We start from the raw sequence: 15,487 nt of genomic DNA, 5'->3' as shown, positions 1-15,487 counted from the left end.
TTATGCCCGCTGCTTCCTGCGGGTGACGACGACGTAAATGCCGGCCATGATCATGAGCATGCCCAAAAGGATATGCAGCGTCATGGGTTCGCCGAGGCAGATAATGCCGCCGATGACGCCGACGATCGGCACAGCCAGCACCGCGACGGATGCCTTGCTGACCTCGATGTGCTGCAGGATCCAGCTCCAGAGAAAGAATGCCAGAGCGGAAGCGAGCACGCCGTTGTAGAGCAGGCAGAGGATGGATTCTTTGTTCCAGATGACCGGTCCCTGCGGCACGGCTGTCGTGTAGACGAGCAGCGTCAAGGATGCACAGACCATCTGCCACGTCGTCAGGGAAATCGCGTTGACATCCGACAGCTTGAGCTTGACGAAGATGCTCGCGAGGCCCCAGAAGACGGCGCTCAGAAGGCCGATGAAGATGGCCGTGACATCGCCGCCCGCATGCACATCCATGAGGACGGCCATGCCGGCAAGGGCCAGAACAATGCCGAGCCCCTTGCGCCATGTCAATTTCTCTCCAAGCAGGAAGTGCGCCATGACGGCGGCAAAGACCGGCATGCTGTAATTGAGCACGGAGACCATGCCTGCGCCGAGCGTCACCATGCTCGTCTGCGCCGCGATGTTGTTGAGTCCCATCTGCAGGATGCCTGTGAGAAAAATCCACGGCCAGTACTTCTTCTTCGGCAGCGGCAGGCGCAGCCAGAGCCAGACCGACAACAGGACGGCCGCACCGAACAAAAATCGGTACGCCACAAAGGTAATGGGCGGAAAGAACGAATTCGCCGTCTTCATGACGACCCAATTCATGCCCCAGATCAGATAAATCAAGCATAATGCCTTGATCAAGAAAATCGCCTCCTACAAATGCGCAACGCCATTCACATATATCTTTTATACTACCACATCGAGTCAAAAGAAAAATAAGATTCACAAAATCTTATAGCATCCTGTCAGACGCCTTGACAACCCCCTGTCCCTGCTCTATACTGAGCTTATTACATTGATGTACATCGATATGACTACAGGAGGTGCTTTCGATGGATTCCATGGAAACCGTCAAGATTCTCAAGGCCCTGGCAGATGCCAACCGACTGCATATCCTCGAGCTTCTGGGCAGTGGGGAGCAATGCGCCTGTGTGCTGCTCGGGAATCTGGATCTTTCTCAACCAACACTCTCACACCACATGAAAATCCTCTGCGACGCAGGACTCGTCACGAGTCGCAAAGCGGGAAAGTGGATCTACTACACACGCCGGGCCGAGACCCTCGACAGGATCGGCGCCTGCCTCCAGGCACTCGGCCACACAACGCCGACAGATGACCTGGCCACTGACTGCCGCTGCCGCGAGTGACGGCAGTATTTTTTTCTTTTATAGATTTACAAATTTCTATCTATCTATCCAAGAGGTGTTTTCTATGCAACATGAACAAGCGGGCGGCATCAATTTCTTCCAGCGCTACCTGACCGTCTGGGTCCTGCTCTGCATGATCGTCGGCGTCGCCATCGGCCATTTCCTGCCGTCTGTGCCCGCCTTTCTCTCGACACTCCAGGTTGACGGCATCTCGATCCCGATCGCCATCCTGATCTGGCTCATGATCTACCCGATGATGATGAAGGTCGACTTCAAGAGCGTCAAGGCCGTCAGCAGGGCGCCCAAAGGACTCTTCGTGACCTGGATCGCCAACTGGCTCATCAAGCCGTTCACGATGTACGCCCTCGCTTATCTCTTCTTCTTCGTCATCTTCCGCGCCATGCTGCCAGAAAACCTTGCCACGTCTTACCTGGCCGGAGCGGTGCTCCTGGGCGCTGCTCCCTGCACAGCCATGGTCTTTGTCTGGAGCACGCTGACGCGCGGCAACCCTGCCTACACCGTCATCCAGGTCGCCACAAATGACTTGATCATCCTCGTGGCCTTTGTGCCAATCGTCAAGTTCCTGCTCGGCGTCTCTCATGTCACCGTTCCGTATGATATGCTGTTCCTGAGCATCGTCCTCTTTGTCGTCATCCCGCTGATTGGCGGCATCCTCACGCGCCTCTCCGTCATCCGCCGCAAGGGGCAGGCCTACTTTGACCAGATCTTCGTCCACAAATTCGACGGCGTGACGACCTGGGGCCTGCTCTTGACGCTCGTCATCATCTTCAGTTCCCAGGCACAGGTCATCCTCGAGAATCCCCTGCACATCGTGCTGATTGCCGTGCCGCTCATCCTGCAGACCTTCCTGATTTTCTTCCTTACCTACGGCGTTTGCTATCTGCTGCGCCTGCCCTTTGCCATCGCCGCCCCGGCCGGGTTCATCGGCGCCTCGAATTTCTTCGAGCTCGCCGTTGCCGTGGCCATCGCCCTATTCGGCGTGACGAGCCCCGCAGCTCTCGCGACGACCGTCGGCGTGCTGACGGAAGTCCCCGTTATGCTGACGCTCGTGCGCATTGCCAATGCGAGCAGGCAGCATTTCCGCAACTAAACACAGCAAAAAATAAACCATCCGTATGGATGGTTTATTTTTTGTGAAACGATGTCTCAGGCCTCAGCCGCTTTTTTCTGACGCAGTTCGATGTACGAAATGATCAGGTCAGCTGCGGCCTCGAGCGAGATCTTGCTCGTGTTGATCATGAGGTCGTAATTCTGCGGATCGCCCCAGGTGCGGCCCGTGTAATAAGCATAGTACTGCTCGCGGTGCTTGTCCTCGGCATCGAGCTCCTTGATCGTATGGCCGGCATAGTGCGTCTTGGCGCGGGCCAGGCGGTAATCATCATCCGCGTAGATGAAGAAGGAATATGTATTGGGTTGATCCTTGAGGATGTAGTCCGCGCAGCGGCCGAGGAATACAGCGCTGCCGTCCTCTTTCGCGACCTCGAGGATGACCTTGGCCTGCTCGATGTACATGCGGTTGTGCTGCGGCACGCGCTCATAGGCGTAGTCGCCGAGGTTGCCAAGGCAGTTGTCCGGCGCATTGTACGAGCGCTCAATGAGATCGTGGAAGTTCGCCTCATCGCCGAGCTTCTCGGCAGCCATGGCCACGACTTTGCGGTCATAGCGGCGCACCCCCATCTTCTTCGCCACGAGGTCTGCGACCTCACGGCCGCCGCTGCCGTACTGACGCGTGATCGTGACAAGCGTGTTCTTTTCCATAAATTCCCTCTCCTTCCAAAATACAAAGAAATTCTAAACATAAAGCCGGCTCATCCATAGAACAAGCCGGCTGTACATATAGCAGATATCAGAGCTCGCCTTTTGCTTCACGAGCGATGAGGTCACGCATGATCTGCGGATAGACCTTATCGAGCTTGTAGAAGAACAGGACGAGAAGCAGGACAGCCCAGACGAAGATCGGGCCCCACTCGTAGATGGAGACGATCATGTTGATGACGTCCTGAGACTGAGCGACTGCACCCGAAGAAGATGCAACATAGCCAACGTAGGAGAGCAGGCCCGTCAAGGCTGCACTCGTGAGGCCGGAGCCAACCTTCGTGCCGACGGAACCGCCGGAGAAGATCAGGCCTTCCTGGCGGATGTGGGTCTTCCACTGGCCATACTCAACAGCATCGCCGAGGAAGCCGAAGATGACGGACTGGACCGGAGCAAAACCGATGCCGCGGATGACGCAGCTGAAGACGACCCAGTTGAAGTCCGTCGGGTTCAGCAGGAAGATCGCATGACCGACGAAGCAGATGATGACACCGTAAAGGCTCATGTTGCGCTTGCCGAAACGCTTGAGGAGTCTCGGGCTGAAGACGGCCATGACAAAGATCGTGATGAGCGTCTCCAAGAGGTACAGTCCGCTGTACAGCGAATCATCCATGAAGATGTACTTGCAGTAATACGGCAGGATGGTACCGGTGATCGTGAAGATGACGTTCTGCATCATCCAGATGATCATGCCAGCCCAGAAGTATTTGTTGACGGCCAGGCACTTGAGTGCTTTGCCGACTGGTACCTTAGCGACCTTCTTGCGCGCCTCGATGACGACCGTCTCTTTACATTTCGAGAAGCAGAAGAGCAGCAGCAGCAGGGCAACGACAGCCCATACGCTCATGACTTCGACCCAGGCCATCTGATTGTCGCCAAAGATCTTGACGAGCGGCAGCGTAGCCGAGACGGAAAGGATACGGCCCCAAGGAGACAGGCACATACGCGTGATGGAAAGCATGTCACGCTCTTTCGAGGAGCGCGTCATCATCGCGGACAGCGAACCGTACGGCAGGTTGAGTGCCGTGTAGCAGACCGTCGTGCAGAGGTTGTAGGTCACGAACAGGTATGCAAACTGCATAGCCGAGGAACCATGTGGTACCGTATAGATGAGGACGATGGAAATAGCGAATGGCACGCTCATCCAGAGAATCCACGGTCTTGATTTGCCCCATTTGGAATTCGTGCGCTCTACGATGAAGCCCATGATGACATCGGAGAAACCATCGAAGCAACGGGAAATCAACATGACCAGACCGACCATGGCCGGGTCGATGCCCGCGTAGTCGGTGTAGAAGAATGTCAGGATGCCCATTGCACCCCAGACGACGTTCTGTGCCGTATCACCGAGACCGTACGCTATACGCGTCAGCCAAGGCAGATGCGCACCGGATTCAGCCGGAGCTGCTCCTGGATTACTCATTGAAAACCCCTCCCAATTGAATATTGAATGATGATACATTTGATATCTCGTGGATGAAGTCGCTCTTCATCTCTATCTATATACTATATTAATATTTTTCGAACTATTTCATCTATACTTTCTTGTCTTTCTTGAGTATGTTATGATTTTCTTTTGTTATCTTTCTTAGCATTTTCAATGCTTTCTTGGGGCTATCTTTATGAAGGCGAATTATCTTGCTATAAAATATTGTTTTTTGCCTCTAAAACAATAAGAAAAGCGGTCAAACGCCATGCATCTGACCGCTTTTCTAGTAATCTCTCTGAGGGCCGACTCACCGAAGGCCGCCATGTGTCGTCAGGTAGACGCCGCCAAAGATGGCCGCTGCGCCGAGCAGTTCCATGATGCCGATGACCTCGCCGAAGCAGAGGACACCGCCGATCATGCCGACGACTGGCGTGATGTTCTGGAAGATGGAGGTGACGCTGGCACCGGCATTGTGCACGCCGATGTTCCAGAAGAGCATCGCCATGACGCCGCCGAAGATGACCGTGTAGAAGAACGCAATCCAGAGCGTGGGCGTCAGCATGACGGGCGCGAACTGCCCCGTCACCAAGCCGTAGCCCGTCACGATGAAGGCGCCGAAGAGCCCGGCCCAGCCCGTCGTCTGAAGCGCAGACATACGGCGCATGATCTTCAGGGCAATCAGAGAATACGTCGTCCAGGCCACCTGCGCAAGCAGGAAGAGGATATCGCCTGCATTGAACGACATCGTCTGGATCACGTTGAGCGAGCCGTGGCTGATGACGAGCAGCGCGCCGAGGAAGGACAGGACGATGCCTCCCCAGGCCAGCAGGCTCAGCCGCTCGCGCACGAAGATGACCGCCATGAATGCCGTGATGGCGGGGCTGGCCGCCGCGATCAGCGTGCAGTTCGTCACCGTCGAGATAGCGAGGCCCGTGAACTGCATGACATTATTGAGCCCAATGCCCGTGACCCCCATGAAGAAGAGACCGAGGAGGCAGCTGCGCGGCGGCAGCAGGCGCTCGCCGCGGTAGACGGAGAGTGCCAGGAGCGTCGTGCCAATCAGGTAGTAGCGCATGGCCGTGATCGTCACAGGCGACCAGGTCGTCACGAGCCACTTGATGCAGAGCGGCTGGATGCCCCAGATGATCGTCGTCGCCGCCAACAGGAAATACGTCTTTCGTTTTGTCGCTTCGTCCATATGAGACATCCTCCTTTTTCTAGCGTCTCGATCTCTGCTGCTCGTCATTCAATACCTGTCATCAGGTAGACGCCCAGGCAGGCGAAGACGACAAGCGTCTTCAGGAGCGTCAGGATCACAACGTCGTAATACGACTCGCGATGCGTCAGGCCGCAGACGGCGAGCAGTGTGACGAGTGCGCCCGACTGCGGCACGGTGTCGATGCACTCAGAGGCCATGCAGATGATGCGGTGCAGGACATCTGCACTCATGCCGATCTGCTGCGCCCAGGCCAGCCACTCCTGTCCGAGCATGCCGAGGGCAATCGTCATGCCGCCCGAGGAAGAGCCCGTGACGCCCGTCATGATGCCCGTCGTCACGATGGCAGACATCAGCGGGCCGTCGCCGAGGTGCAGGCCGAGCAATGCTTCCTTGATGATCGTGAAGGCTGGCAAGGCTGCGATGACACAGCCGTAGGCGTAGCCTGAAGCTACGTTGAGGATGGCCGTCGTCGAGCCGATGGCTCCCGTGTTGATGGGCTTTGAGAGACCGCCCTTGAGTCTCAGCCGTCTGCGGCCGATGATGGCCGCGACGATGGAGCTCACGATAAGAGCCGCATTGATGGACCAGATGGCCTGTACCTTGTCGACGCCGCCCGCGAGCAGGGAGAGGTGCAGTGGGATGAAACTGTCGAGGCTTTCCGGATCCCAGTGGTACGCCCAATCCCAGTGGAACGGATTGCTGATCAGGAGATTCAGCACGATGACGAGAAGCAGCGGCAGTGAGGACAGGCGCCAGTCCGGCAGAGCCTCCCGCGACTCCTCCGGCTCATTGAGCACATGGTGACCGTATCCCTCACCCTTTGCCTTGAGTTTCTTGTGGCGATAGCTGATCCAGCCCCAGGCCAGTCCGAAGTAGAGCACGGCACCGATGAGGCCGAGCACCGGAGCCGACCAGGTCGAAGTGCCAAAGAACGACGTCGGAATGATGTTCTGGATCTGCGGTGTGCCCGGGATGGCCACCATGCTGTAGGTGAAGATACCCATCCAGAGCAGCCCCGGCAACAGACGCTTCGGGATATCAGCCTGCTTGAAGAGGATGGCAGCAAATGGGTACATGACAAAGGCGACGACGAAGACAGAGAGACCGCCGTACGTCAGGACGCCGCATCCGAGCAGTACGGCCAGAATGGCCTTGTCGCGGCCCAGCGCCGAGACGATCTTGTCGGCCACGGCCGCCGCGAGCCCGCCCTGCTCCATGATCTTGGCGAAGACGGCGCCGAGCAGGAAGACGGGGTAATACGTCTTGATGTACTCCGCGGCTTTCGTCATATAGATCTCACTGTAGACCGGCATGGAGGCGTGGCCGCTGCCGATGGCGGCGACGACGGCGAAAATCGGTGCGATGAAGATGATGGAATAGCCACGATACGCGAAGAACATCAAAAGTATCAGGCTGAAGACAATCATGCTGATGCCCATGGGGATAATTCCTTTCTAGATGATCCTGAATAATTCCAAGAGAAACGGTGAACCGGCAGAAAAAAAGCTCCCCTGCCCATAGTGGACAGGAGAGCAGCCTTTCTGGGAATCCGATGCCTTACGGCAATCAGATATGTGCTTTTTCCTTGATGTACTTGCGAGCTTTGATCGCGTACTCGAGCGGATTGGCTTTGGCCGGATCCTGCTCAGCTTCGACGATGAACCAGCCATCGTAGTCGCTGTCATTGATGATGTCGAAGACCGGACCGAAGTCGAAGTCGCCATCGCCCGGGACCGTGAACATGCCTGCGCGGACGCCTGCGAGGAAGCTCATGTTCTCTTCCTTGACTTTGTTGCGGATGTCCATGCGGATGTCCTTGAGATGTACGTGACGGATGCGCGGCAGGTACTTCTTGAGGATGTAGATCGGGTCCTCACCGGAGCAGACGAGATGGCCCGTATCGTAGAGCAGGAAGACGAGGTCTGGATCCGTCATCTCCATGAGGCGGTCAATCTCTTCCGTCGTCTGGACACAGGTGCCCATGTGATGATGGTACGTCATCGTCAGGCCAATCTTCTTGGCGACAGCACCGAGCTTGTTGAGGCCCTCAGCGAGCGTCTTCCACTGCTCTTCCGTGTTGTGTGGCTTGTCGCGGAAGACAGCCTTGTCGAGCTTGCCCTGAACGCTCGTGCCCTGCTCTGCGACGTTGCAGAACTTCGCGCCCATGGCCTTGAGGAATTCGCAGTGCTTGATGAAGTCCTTCTCGACCTGCTCGTACGGCTGCGTGAGGAGGTAGGAGCTGAACCATGCGCTGGCGATCTGGAGTCCGCGAAGGTCGAGTGCTTTCTTGAGGACAGCCGGATCTTTCGGGTACTTGTTACCGATCTCGCAGCCCGTGAAGCCAGCCAGTGCCATCTCACTGACGCACTGTTCAAACGTATTCTCTTTGCCGAGATCCGGCATGTCGTCGTTCGTCCAAGCAATCGGAGCGATACCAAGTTTGATATTAGCCATTTGATAAACCCCCAAAATTCAATTTATACAACAGGGCCTCCCCGCCGCAGATGCGGCAGGTACCCTTCATACACAAGATAGACAAGAAAACAAATCAATACTTGCGAGCTGCATCGTAATGCGGCTTCATGAGATTCTCGTAGCAGTCGTGAATCTTCTTGCTCTTGGAGACCTGTGCGACGCCGACACGCCACCAGTCACCGTAACCATGAACCATCGTCTTCGGCATGACCTTGCAGTCGATGAGCGTCGAGACCTTCTGCTTCTTGGCATCCTCGATAGCCGCGATGAGCTCTTCCTCGGTATGAGCCGTGTAGCTCTTGCAGCCGTAGGAAGCGGCGTTCATGGCGAAGTCAACCGGTACATAGGCACCGTCGAGCTGGCCCGTCTTCTCGTTGCGGAAGCGGAACTCCGTGCCGTAGCTGCCCTGGCCATGGCCGATCTCGAGGTTGTTGATGCAACCGCCCTGCATGTTGTCGAACAGGATGACGTTGATCTTCTTGCCCTCAGCGATGGACGTCGGCAGTTCCGAATGGAGCATCATGTAAGCGTAGTCGCCAACGAGCGCATAGACTTCGCGCTGCGGCTCAGCGAGCTTGACGCCGAGTGCTGCGTTGACTTCATAACCCATGCAGGAGAAGCCGTACTCGACATGGTAGCTGCCAACCGTCTTCGGACGCCATACGCGCTGCAGGTCGCCCGGCAGGGAGCCCGATGCACCGACGATGATGCCGTTCGGATCCATGTGCTCTTCGAGCAGACCGAGGACGCGCGTCTGCGGCAGCGTCTCGCCGACTGCCTCTTTATAGGCTTTCTCTGCAGCCTTGTAATCGAAATCATCGTCGACTTCCGGCACGAAGTTGTCGCCGAACTGGATGTGGAAGACACGCTCGACTTCCTTCGTGTAGGCTGCCTTTGCGGCTTTGATGTCCGCGGCGTAAGCATCTGATACATGGTAGCCCGTCTTGCCGAGTGCCTCGTCGAGCATCTCGAGTGCCGCACCGGCATCGCCGACGACCTGGATGCCGTCGAGCTTGTAGGCGTGGAAACGGGAGACGTTGATGTTGACGTACTGGACGTTCGGGTTCTGGAAGATCCACTTGGAGGACGTCGTGAAGTCCGTGTAGCGCGTGCCGACGCCGATGACGACATCTGCATCTTTTGCAAGCGTGTTGGCTGCGAGGCCGCCCGTCTCACCAACACCGCCCATGTTGAGCTCGTGCTCCCACGTGATCGTGCCCTTGCCGGCCTGCGTCTCGCCGAACGGGATGCCGTACTTCTCAGCGAATTTCTGGAAGACAGCCTCTGCCTCGGAGTACTTGACGCCGCCGCCGAAGATCATCAGCGGGCGCTCAGCCTTCGCGATGGCCTTGACAGCCTCTTCAATGGCGCGCTCCGTCGGTTTTACGCGGTCGATGTGATGAACGCGCTTCTGGAAGAAGTAATCCGGGTAATCCCAGGCCTCGCCTTCGACATCCTGCGGCAGAGCGATGCAGACAGCACCCGTCTCAGCCGGATCCGTCAGGACGCGCATCGCATTGATGCAGGCCGTCATGAGGATTTCAGGACGCGTGACGCGGTCCCAGTATTTGCAGACAGCGCGGAAGGCGTCGTTCGTCGTCGTCGTCAGGCTTACCGTCTGCTCCATCTGCTGGAGTACCGGATCCGGCTGGCGGTCAGCGTACGTGTCACCCGGCAGGAACAGGACTGGGATGCAGTTTGCCGTAGCCGTAGCAGCTGCCGTGACCATGTTGGCAGCGCCCGGGCCGACGGAAGACGTGCAGGCGTACATCTGCTTGCGGCGCTTCTGCTTGGCAAAGCCCATCGCTGCATGTGCCATGCCCTGCTCATTGCGGCCCATGCGCATGATCAGATGGCCCGGATCCTCTTCGAGAGCCTGGCCGATGCCGATGACATTGCCGTGGCCGAAGATGCCGAAGATGCCTTCGAACATCGGCACTTCCTTGCCGTCAAATTCTACATACTGATTATTGAGGAACTTCACGAGAGCCTGTGCTACCGTGAGTCTGATTGTCTTAGCCATTGGAATCCCCTCCACTATGCCACGTTTCACCACGTCGCGGATACGCTATCACTTCTTGTGCGGCTGCCAGATCTTCGAATCGGCATCCGGCTCGAGCAGCCAGGTGTGCTCCGGCAGGTCATTGCGCGTCTTCTTCCACGGATCGCCGTCGAGATGACGAATCATCCAGCTGTACCAGATGGCGTAGCCAGGAGCTGCGCACTGCGGATGCATGTAGCCGCCCGAGATCTCCGACCAGGTGTTGTCCTCGATCTTGAAGACGTTGTCGCCGATGAACGCACAGCCAAAGCCCTGCGGACGGTCGACTTTGTAGGTATAGACTTCCGGCTGCGGATGATTGTGCGGCGTGTAGCCCGTCCAGCAGCCCGGCGTCATGATGACTTCGCCGTTGACCATGTTGGAGTACGGCGCATTGTCGTAATCGAAGATCGTGCGGACCGTGCGCTCTGCCGTGCCCTGCCATACGCCGCCGCCGAAAACGTCAGCCTGGACATCTTTCGGACGGTAGAAGACCGGCTCAAAGTCGCGGTCGTTGAGCGTCTTCTGGATCAGGAGCTCCGATTTCTTCAGGGCCTTGACGACGACCTTGACGCCGTGCGGCACGTGCAGGCAGTACGGGTTCTCGTCGAGCAGCGACTCGCGATGCATGAGCTCTTTCTTGCCATTCCAGCAGATCTCCACATCGCCCGTCGTGATGACGAAGGCCGTCTCCTGAAGGGGATCTTCGAACTCGACGATCTCGTTCTCATCCATCTCCTGGTAACCGATATCCATGAGCATATCGCTCTCGCGCGTCGTCATTGCATTGTAGCCGTGCTTGAGCTGACCTAAGCGACCGAATCTCATAATGCTGCCTCCCAATCCAATTCCGTGATGACTTTCTCGTCTTTATGTTCCTGCATGAAAGCGTCAATCTGCTCGACCGTCTGCATGGCATCCGAGCAGCTGTGGCTTGCGACGACCATAGCGGCGTGTGCCGTGCCGTGCTGCAGAGCCTGCGGCACCGTCCAGCCTGCGAGCAGGCCATAGACAAAGGCGCTGCCATACGCATCGCCGCCGCCGAACGACTTCAGCAGCTTGATGTGGTACGACTCAACCTTGTAGGCCTTCTTGTCGGCCGTGTAAGCGATCGAGCCCTTCTTGCCGTGCTTGATGATGACAATCTTGGCACCCTGCTCGATGTACTTCTCAGCGATGACGTGATCTGCCGGCTCCGTTGCCTCCTCATCGAGACCTTCCGTGAGGTTGACCTCATCGCGCGAACCGATGATGACATCGGCCATGCTCGCGAGCAGCGAGTAGTAGATCTGGATGTCCTTCTTGCTGCGCCAGCTGTACGGGCGATAGTCGATATCGAAGATGACGCGCGTGCCATGTTTCTTGGCATACTGGACAGCCAGCAGGCATGCCTCACGCGACGGGCTCTTCGAGAGCGCCGTACCGGAGACAATCAGGATCTTGCTGTCAGCGATGTACTGCTCATCGACATCTTCCGGCGCAATCTCGAGGTCAGCGACCTGGTCGCGGTACATCAGGATGCTCGACTCCGTCGGGCTCTTGATCTCCGTGAACGTCAGGCCCATGCGCTCGCCGTTCTTGGCGCGCGTCATCTGGGACGTGTCAATGCCACGCTCATTGAAGTAATTGAGAACGAAGTCGCCGAACTGGTCGTCAGATACACAGCCGATGAAGCCGACGTTCTTGCCCAACTTGTTGATGCCGACAGCCATGTTTCCCGGCGAACCGCCGAGGTACATGGAGAAAGTCTTGACCTTGTCCAGCGTGCGGTTCAGTTCATTCGGATTGAAATCCAGCGTGACGCGGCCAATCAGGACGACATCGCGTTTCTTGTTTTCATCAAAGCTAATGAGTGCCATTTCTTTATCCTCCTCATGCCTTCTGTTCGAGCCCGAAGATGTGCATGTGTTTCTTTACATTCTCGTAGGTGCCCTGTACGATGGCATCGCTGAAATCGAAGTACTTTGCCTGCGGGTTCGCTGCAGCGACTTCCTTTATCTTCGCTGCCGAAGCGTCGTACGACGCCGTGGCGATGTTGATCTTCTGGATGCCGTTGGCAAGGCAAGTCCGGAAATCCTCTTCCGTCAGGCCCGTGCCGCCGTGCAGGACGAGCGGCGTCTTGACGGCCGCATGGATTTCCTTGAGGCGGTCGATGCGGAGCTGCGGCTTCTCCTTGTAGTTGCCATGTGCCGTTCCGATTGCGACGGCCATCGCATCGATGCCGGATTCCTCGGCAAAGCGCTTGGCTTCCTCGACGCTCGTGACGAGGACATCCACGCTCTTGTAGTCGCCCTCCGCGCCGCCGACGCGGCCGATCTCACCTTCGACGTCAGCGCCGTAGCTCCTCGCAAGCTTGACGACTTCCTGCGTGCGGGCGATGTTCTCATCGAGCGGATATTTCGAACCGTCGAACATGACGGACGTGAAGCCGAGGTCGAGCGCAAGCTTGATTGTCTCCATCGTGCTGCCGTGGTCGAGATGAACGGCCGTCGGCATCGAGCACTTCTTGGCGGCCGCGATCATCACGGGGCCAAGCAGGTCGAGCGGCGAGTAGCGCAGGCGGCCTTCTGCAATCTGCAGGATCAGCGGAGCATGGAGCTCTTCTGCCGCCTTGATGGCACCCATGGCCATCTCCATATCCGAGACATTGAACGCGCCAATTGCGTATGTGTTGTCTGGCTTGCTTATGAGGTCTGTCAAATGTACGAGTGGCATGACCACCCCTCCTATTCTATCATGCGGGTTCTTGCGAAATCAGAAGAGTTCCTTGTAGATCTCGATGAGCTGTTCCTTCGTCGGGATGCGCATCGTGTTCTGCGGGCTGCCGCTCTCGAGCGCATCGGAAGCCATCTTGTCGAGCTGTGCGAGGAAGTCTTCCTTCTTGAAGCCGCGCTGCTCGAGCAGGGACTCTGCCGACGGGATGCCGACTTCCTTGCAGAAGCGCGTGACCTCTGCGACGAATGCCTCAGCTGCATCGTGGTCCGGCGTAGCGTCATCCGCAACACCCATGACGCGTGCAATCGTGGCAAAGCGTGCCGTGTTCTCCTCGATGGCGAACTTCATGCAGGCCGGCAGCAGGATGGCATTCGAGACGCCATGTGCGATGTGGAACAGAGCGCCGATCGGGCGGCTCATGCCATGGACGATCGTGACGGAGGCATTGTTGAAGGCGATGCCGGCTTCCGTTGCCGCGATGCTCATCTGCAGGCGGGCTTCGACGTTCTTGCCATCCTTGTAGCAGATCGGCAGGTTCTTGTGGATCTTCTTGATGGCCGAGAGTGCGAACGTATCGGTCAGCGGCTGTGCCTTGCGGCTCGTGTAAGCCTCGATCGAATGGCAGAGCGCATCGATACCCGTTGCAGCCGTGACAGATGGCGGAGCCGTCATCGTGAAGGTCGGATCGACAACAGCGAGAGCCGGGATGATGGACGGGCCGCCGAGCAGCATCTTGACGTTGTTCTCCGTATCAGCGATGATTGTGTTCTTCGTGACCTCAGAGCCCGTGCCAGCCGTCGTCGGGATGGCGACGAGATACGGGACCGGCATGTCGATGTTGACATGCATGAACTCGTTGATCTTCTTGCCTTCCGGCTGTGTCGACATGAACATGATGGCCTTTGCCGTATCCATGGGGCTGCCACCGCCGAGAGCAACGAGGAAGTCGCAGCCTTCTTCACGGTATACCTTCAGGCCGGCATCGACGATCTTGTCCGTCGGCTCCGAATTGGCACCAGCGAAGGTGACGTACGGGATATTCGCCTTGGCGAGTGCATTCTCGACTTTCGCCGCATTGCCAAACTTCACCATGAACTGATCCGTGACGATCAGGGCCTTCGTGCCCTTGCCCTGGATGTGCTGGCCGAGTTCTTCAATGACATTCGTGCCCGAGATGATCTTTGCCGGAACCATAAACGTATAACCCATGTTGTCCACTCTCCTATTCTGATGATAGTATCAACGCTGTTGTTGATAACCTTTTGATTACCTTATGGCTATAATTTAATACTTTTACATCACGTTGTCAATACTGTTTTGAGCTTTTTGGCAAGATTTTGCGGAATTTTATTTTTTCTGATAATCATGAGTAATCATGATTGCTCTATATGATAAGTGTTGCTTAAGACTTGCCGTTCCCGCACCGTCCAGTCCATGAAAAATGGTACTTTTTTCTGTTTTCTCTTGTTTCTTACCGACAATTCGCTTATAATGAAAGTAAACGAACCTACTCATAAATTGGTTATTTCTTGAATGTCTGTTGGCGTATGTTGTGTAATGATTCGACACCCCATGTGCCTCAGGCGCAGAAGCAGGTGATCTCTCATGAAAATCGATCGAATCAACCGCATCCATGAATTGTTGAAGAGTGTGCACAACATATCTATCAACGATCTCTGTGATACGTTCCAGGTCTCTAAGAACACCATACGCCGCGATATCGCAGAGCTCGAACAGCAGGGCCTCATCAAGAAGGTCTACGGCGGCATTGTCCTCGCCGAGCCGTCCGGCAGCCCGGAACCTTTCGCCTCGCGCGAGAGCCGCAATGCCGATGCCAAAAAGCAGATTGCCCGCATGGCAGCAGACTTCGTCCACGACGGCGATGTCATCTACATCGACTCCGGCACGACCACGATGCACATGATCCCGTACCTGACGGAGAAGCACCGCCTGACCATCGTCACGGCGAGTGTCCACGTCATCAATGCTGCATCCAACTACAGCAACCTCAATGTCCTCGCGACGGGCGGTTCGCTCTTCACCCCGTCCAAGGCGTTCGTCGGACCGCAGGTCATCCAGGTCCTGCGCCGCTATAATATATCGAAGGTCTTCCTCGCGAGCACGGGCATCTCGCTCGAGCACGGCGCGACGAACGCCTCGCCGCTCGAATGCGAGATCAAGCGCTGCCTCGTCGAGAAGGACTGCGAGCACTTCCTGCTCGTCGATGATTCAAAATTCGACATCTCCTCCCTGATGAGCTACTGTACGCTCAAGGAGATGCAGTACATCGTGACCAACAAGATGCCGCCTGAAAAGTACATCTCGTACTGCACGGCCAACCACATCCAACTCATCACGCCGGACACGATACGCGAAGAGGAATTCGAGAAGATCGCAACGATGCGTTGATCCACAGC

Annotated in this window: 14 protein-coding genes; 3 read left to right on the top strand and 11 right to left on the bottom strand. The window is 56.7% G+C overall.

Annotated elements, in window-relative coordinates:
* Nucleotides 1-849, bottom strand: coding sequence for a DMT family transporter (locus tag QDI87_RS08595; RefSeq protein ID WP_270527962.1), 849 nt, complete (start codon nt 847-849; stop codon nt 1-3).
* Between the two features lie 191 nt (nt 850-1,040).
* Here QDI87_RS08595 and QDI87_RS08590 point away from each other — a divergent pair, with 191 nt between their 5' ends.
* Both QDI87_RS08590 and arsB read left to right on the top strand, forming a co-directional pair.
* Entirely contained in the window at nt 1,041-1,355 is a 315-nt protein-coding gene (locus tag QDI87_RS08590) for an ArsR/SmtB family transcription factor (RefSeq protein ID WP_278742950.1), read from the top strand.
* 64 nt (nt 1,356-1,419) lie between these two features.
* A complete protein-coding gene (gene arsB / locus QDI87_RS08585; RefSeq protein WP_278742947.1) occupies nt 1,420-2,466 on the top strand; it encodes an ACR3 family arsenite efflux transporter in 1,047 nt (348 codons plus the stop codon).
* 56 nt (nt 2,467-2,522) lie between these two features.
* On the opposite strand, the gene QDI87_RS08580 is transcribed toward arsB, so the two are convergent.
* The 10 genes from QDI87_RS08580 to QDI87_RS08535 form a co-directional block, all read right to left on the bottom strand.
* Nucleotides 2,523-3,134, bottom strand: a complete 612-nt coding sequence (locus tag QDI87_RS08580; RefSeq protein ID WP_270527964.1) for an AAA family ATPase — start codon at nt 3,132-3,134, stop codon at nt 2,523-2,525.
* 88 nt (nt 3,135-3,222) lie between these two features.
* Nucleotides 3,223-4,614 carry an MFS transporter gene (locus QDI87_RS08575; RefSeq protein WP_270527965.1) on the bottom strand — a complete coding sequence of 464 codons (1,392 nt, stop codon included), beginning with the start codon at nt 4,612-4,614 and terminating at the stop codon, nt 3,223-3,225.
* A gap of 313 nt (nt 4,615-4,927) precedes the next feature.
* Nucleotides 4,928-5,818 (bottom strand): DMT family transporter, encoded by an 891-nt coding sequence (locus QDI87_RS08570; protein ID WP_226868311.1) that lies wholly within the window; start codon nt 5,816-5,818, stop codon nt 4,928-4,930.
* Between the two features lie 44 nt (nt 5,819-5,862).
* Nucleotides 5,863-7,278 (bottom strand): GntP family permease, encoded by a 1,416-nt coding sequence (locus tag QDI87_RS08565; RefSeq protein WP_036375839.1) that lies wholly within the window; start codon nt 7,276-7,278, stop codon nt 5,863-5,865.
* Nucleotides 7,279-7,405: 127 nt separating this feature from the next.
* Nucleotides 7,406-8,293: a myo-inosose-2 dehydratase gene (gene iolE / locus QDI87_RS08560; protein ID WP_005841104.1), complete on the bottom strand. Its 888-nt coding sequence runs from the start codon at nt 8,291-8,293 to the stop codon at nt 7,406-7,408.
* 94 nt (nt 8,294-8,387) lie between these two features.
* On the bottom strand, nt 8,388-10,337 hold the full coding sequence (gene iolD / locus QDI87_RS08555; protein ID WP_036375837.1) for a 3D-(3,5/4)-trihydroxycyclohexane-1,2-dione acylhydrolase (decyclizing): 1,950 nt from the start codon (nt 10,335-10,337) through the stop codon (nt 8,388-8,390).
* Nucleotides 10,338-10,385: 48 nt separating this feature from the next.
* Nucleotides 10,386-11,183 carry a 5-deoxy-glucuronate isomerase gene (locus tag QDI87_RS08550; protein WP_036375835.1) on the bottom strand — a complete coding sequence of 266 codons (798 nt, stop codon included), beginning with the start codon at nt 11,181-11,183 and terminating at the stop codon, nt 10,386-10,388.
* Nucleotides 11,180-12,214, bottom strand: a complete 1,035-nt coding sequence (iolC, locus tag QDI87_RS08545) for a 5-dehydro-2-deoxygluconokinase (protein ID WP_036375833.1) — start codon at nt 12,212-12,214, stop codon at nt 11,180-11,182. Before iolC ends, QDI87_RS08550 begins: the two co-directional genes overlap by 4 nt.
* Before the next feature lie 13 nt (nt 12,215-12,227).
* On the bottom strand, nt 12,228-13,070 hold the full coding sequence (locus QDI87_RS08540) for a class II fructose-bisphosphate aldolase (RefSeq protein ID WP_036375830.1): 843 nt from the start codon (nt 13,068-13,070) through the stop codon (nt 12,228-12,230).
* A 39-nt stretch (nt 13,071-13,109) separates the two neighbouring features.
* Nucleotides 13,110-14,279, bottom strand: coding sequence for an iron-containing alcohol dehydrogenase (locus QDI87_RS08535; RefSeq protein ID WP_036375828.1), 1,170 nt, complete (start codon nt 14,277-14,279; stop codon nt 13,110-13,112).
* A gap of 396 nt (nt 14,280-14,675) precedes the next feature.
* Between QDI87_RS08535 and QDI87_RS08530 the strand changes: the two genes are divergently transcribed.
* Complete coding sequence (locus tag QDI87_RS08530) at nt 14,676-15,479, top strand: DeoR/GlpR family DNA-binding transcription regulator (protein ID WP_055161144.1); 804 nt, start codon at nt 14,676-14,678, stop codon at nt 15,477-15,479.
* Nucleotides 15,480-15,487: the final 8 nt, after the last annotated feature.

The sequence above is a fragment of the Mitsuokella jalaludinii genome, assembly GCF_928722185.1.
Classification (GTDB): Bacteria; Bacillota; Negativicutes; order Selenomonadales; family Selenomonadaceae; genus Mitsuokella; species Mitsuokella jalaludinii.
Note: the sequence above shows the minus strand (reverse complement) of the source record. Positions and strands in the feature narration are given on the sequence as shown.

Excerpts from the sequence above, each read along its gene's own strand:
- QDI87_RS08575 (WP_270527965.1), bottom strand. The coding sequence starts at position 4,614 with ATGAGTAATCCAGGAGCAGCTCCGGCTGAATCCGGTGCGCATCTGCCT.
- QDI87_RS08570 (WP_226868311.1), bottom strand. The coding sequence starts at position 5,818 with ATGGACGAAGCGACAAAACGAAAGACGTATTTCCTGTTGGCGGCGACG.
- arsB (WP_278742947.1), top strand. The coding sequence starts at position 1,420 with ATGCAACATGAACAAGCGGGCGGCATCAATTTCTTCCAGCGCTACCTG.
- QDI87_RS08580 (WP_270527964.1), bottom strand. The coding sequence starts at position 3,134 with ATGGAAAAGAACACGCTTGTCACGATCACGCGTCAGTACGGCAGCGGC.
- iolC (WP_036375833.1), bottom strand. The coding sequence starts at position 12,214 with ATGGCACTCATTAGCTTTGATGAAAACAAGAAACGCGATGTCGTCCTG.
- QDI87_RS08540 (WP_036375830.1), bottom strand. The coding sequence starts at position 13,070 with ATGCCACTCGTACATTTGACAGACCTCATAAGCAAGCCAGACAACACA.
- QDI87_RS08565 (WP_036375839.1), bottom strand. The coding sequence starts at position 7,278 with ATGGGCATCAGCATGATTGTCTTCAGCCTGATACTTTTGATGTTCTTC.
- QDI87_RS08535 (WP_036375828.1), bottom strand. The coding sequence starts at position 14,279 with ATGGGTTATACGTTTATGGTTCCGGCAAAGATCATCTCGGGCACGAAT.
- iolE (WP_005841104.1), bottom strand. The coding sequence starts at position 8,293 with ATGGCTAATATCAAACTTGGTATCGCTCCGATTGCTTGGACGAACGAC.
- QDI87_RS08550 (WP_036375835.1), bottom strand. The coding sequence starts at position 11,183 with ATGAGATTCGGTCGCTTAGGTCAGCTCAAGCACGGCTACAATGCAATG.
- QDI87_RS08590 (WP_278742950.1), top strand. The coding sequence starts at position 1,041 with ATGGATTCCATGGAAACCGTCAAGATTCTCAAGGCCCTGGCAGATGCC.
- QDI87_RS08530 (WP_055161144.1), top strand. The coding sequence starts at position 14,676 with ATGAAAATCGATCGAATCAACCGCATCCATGAATTGTTGAAGAGTGTG.
- iolD (WP_036375837.1), bottom strand. The coding sequence starts at position 10,337 with ATGGCTAAGACAATCAGACTCACGGTAGCACAGGCTCTCGTGAAGTTC.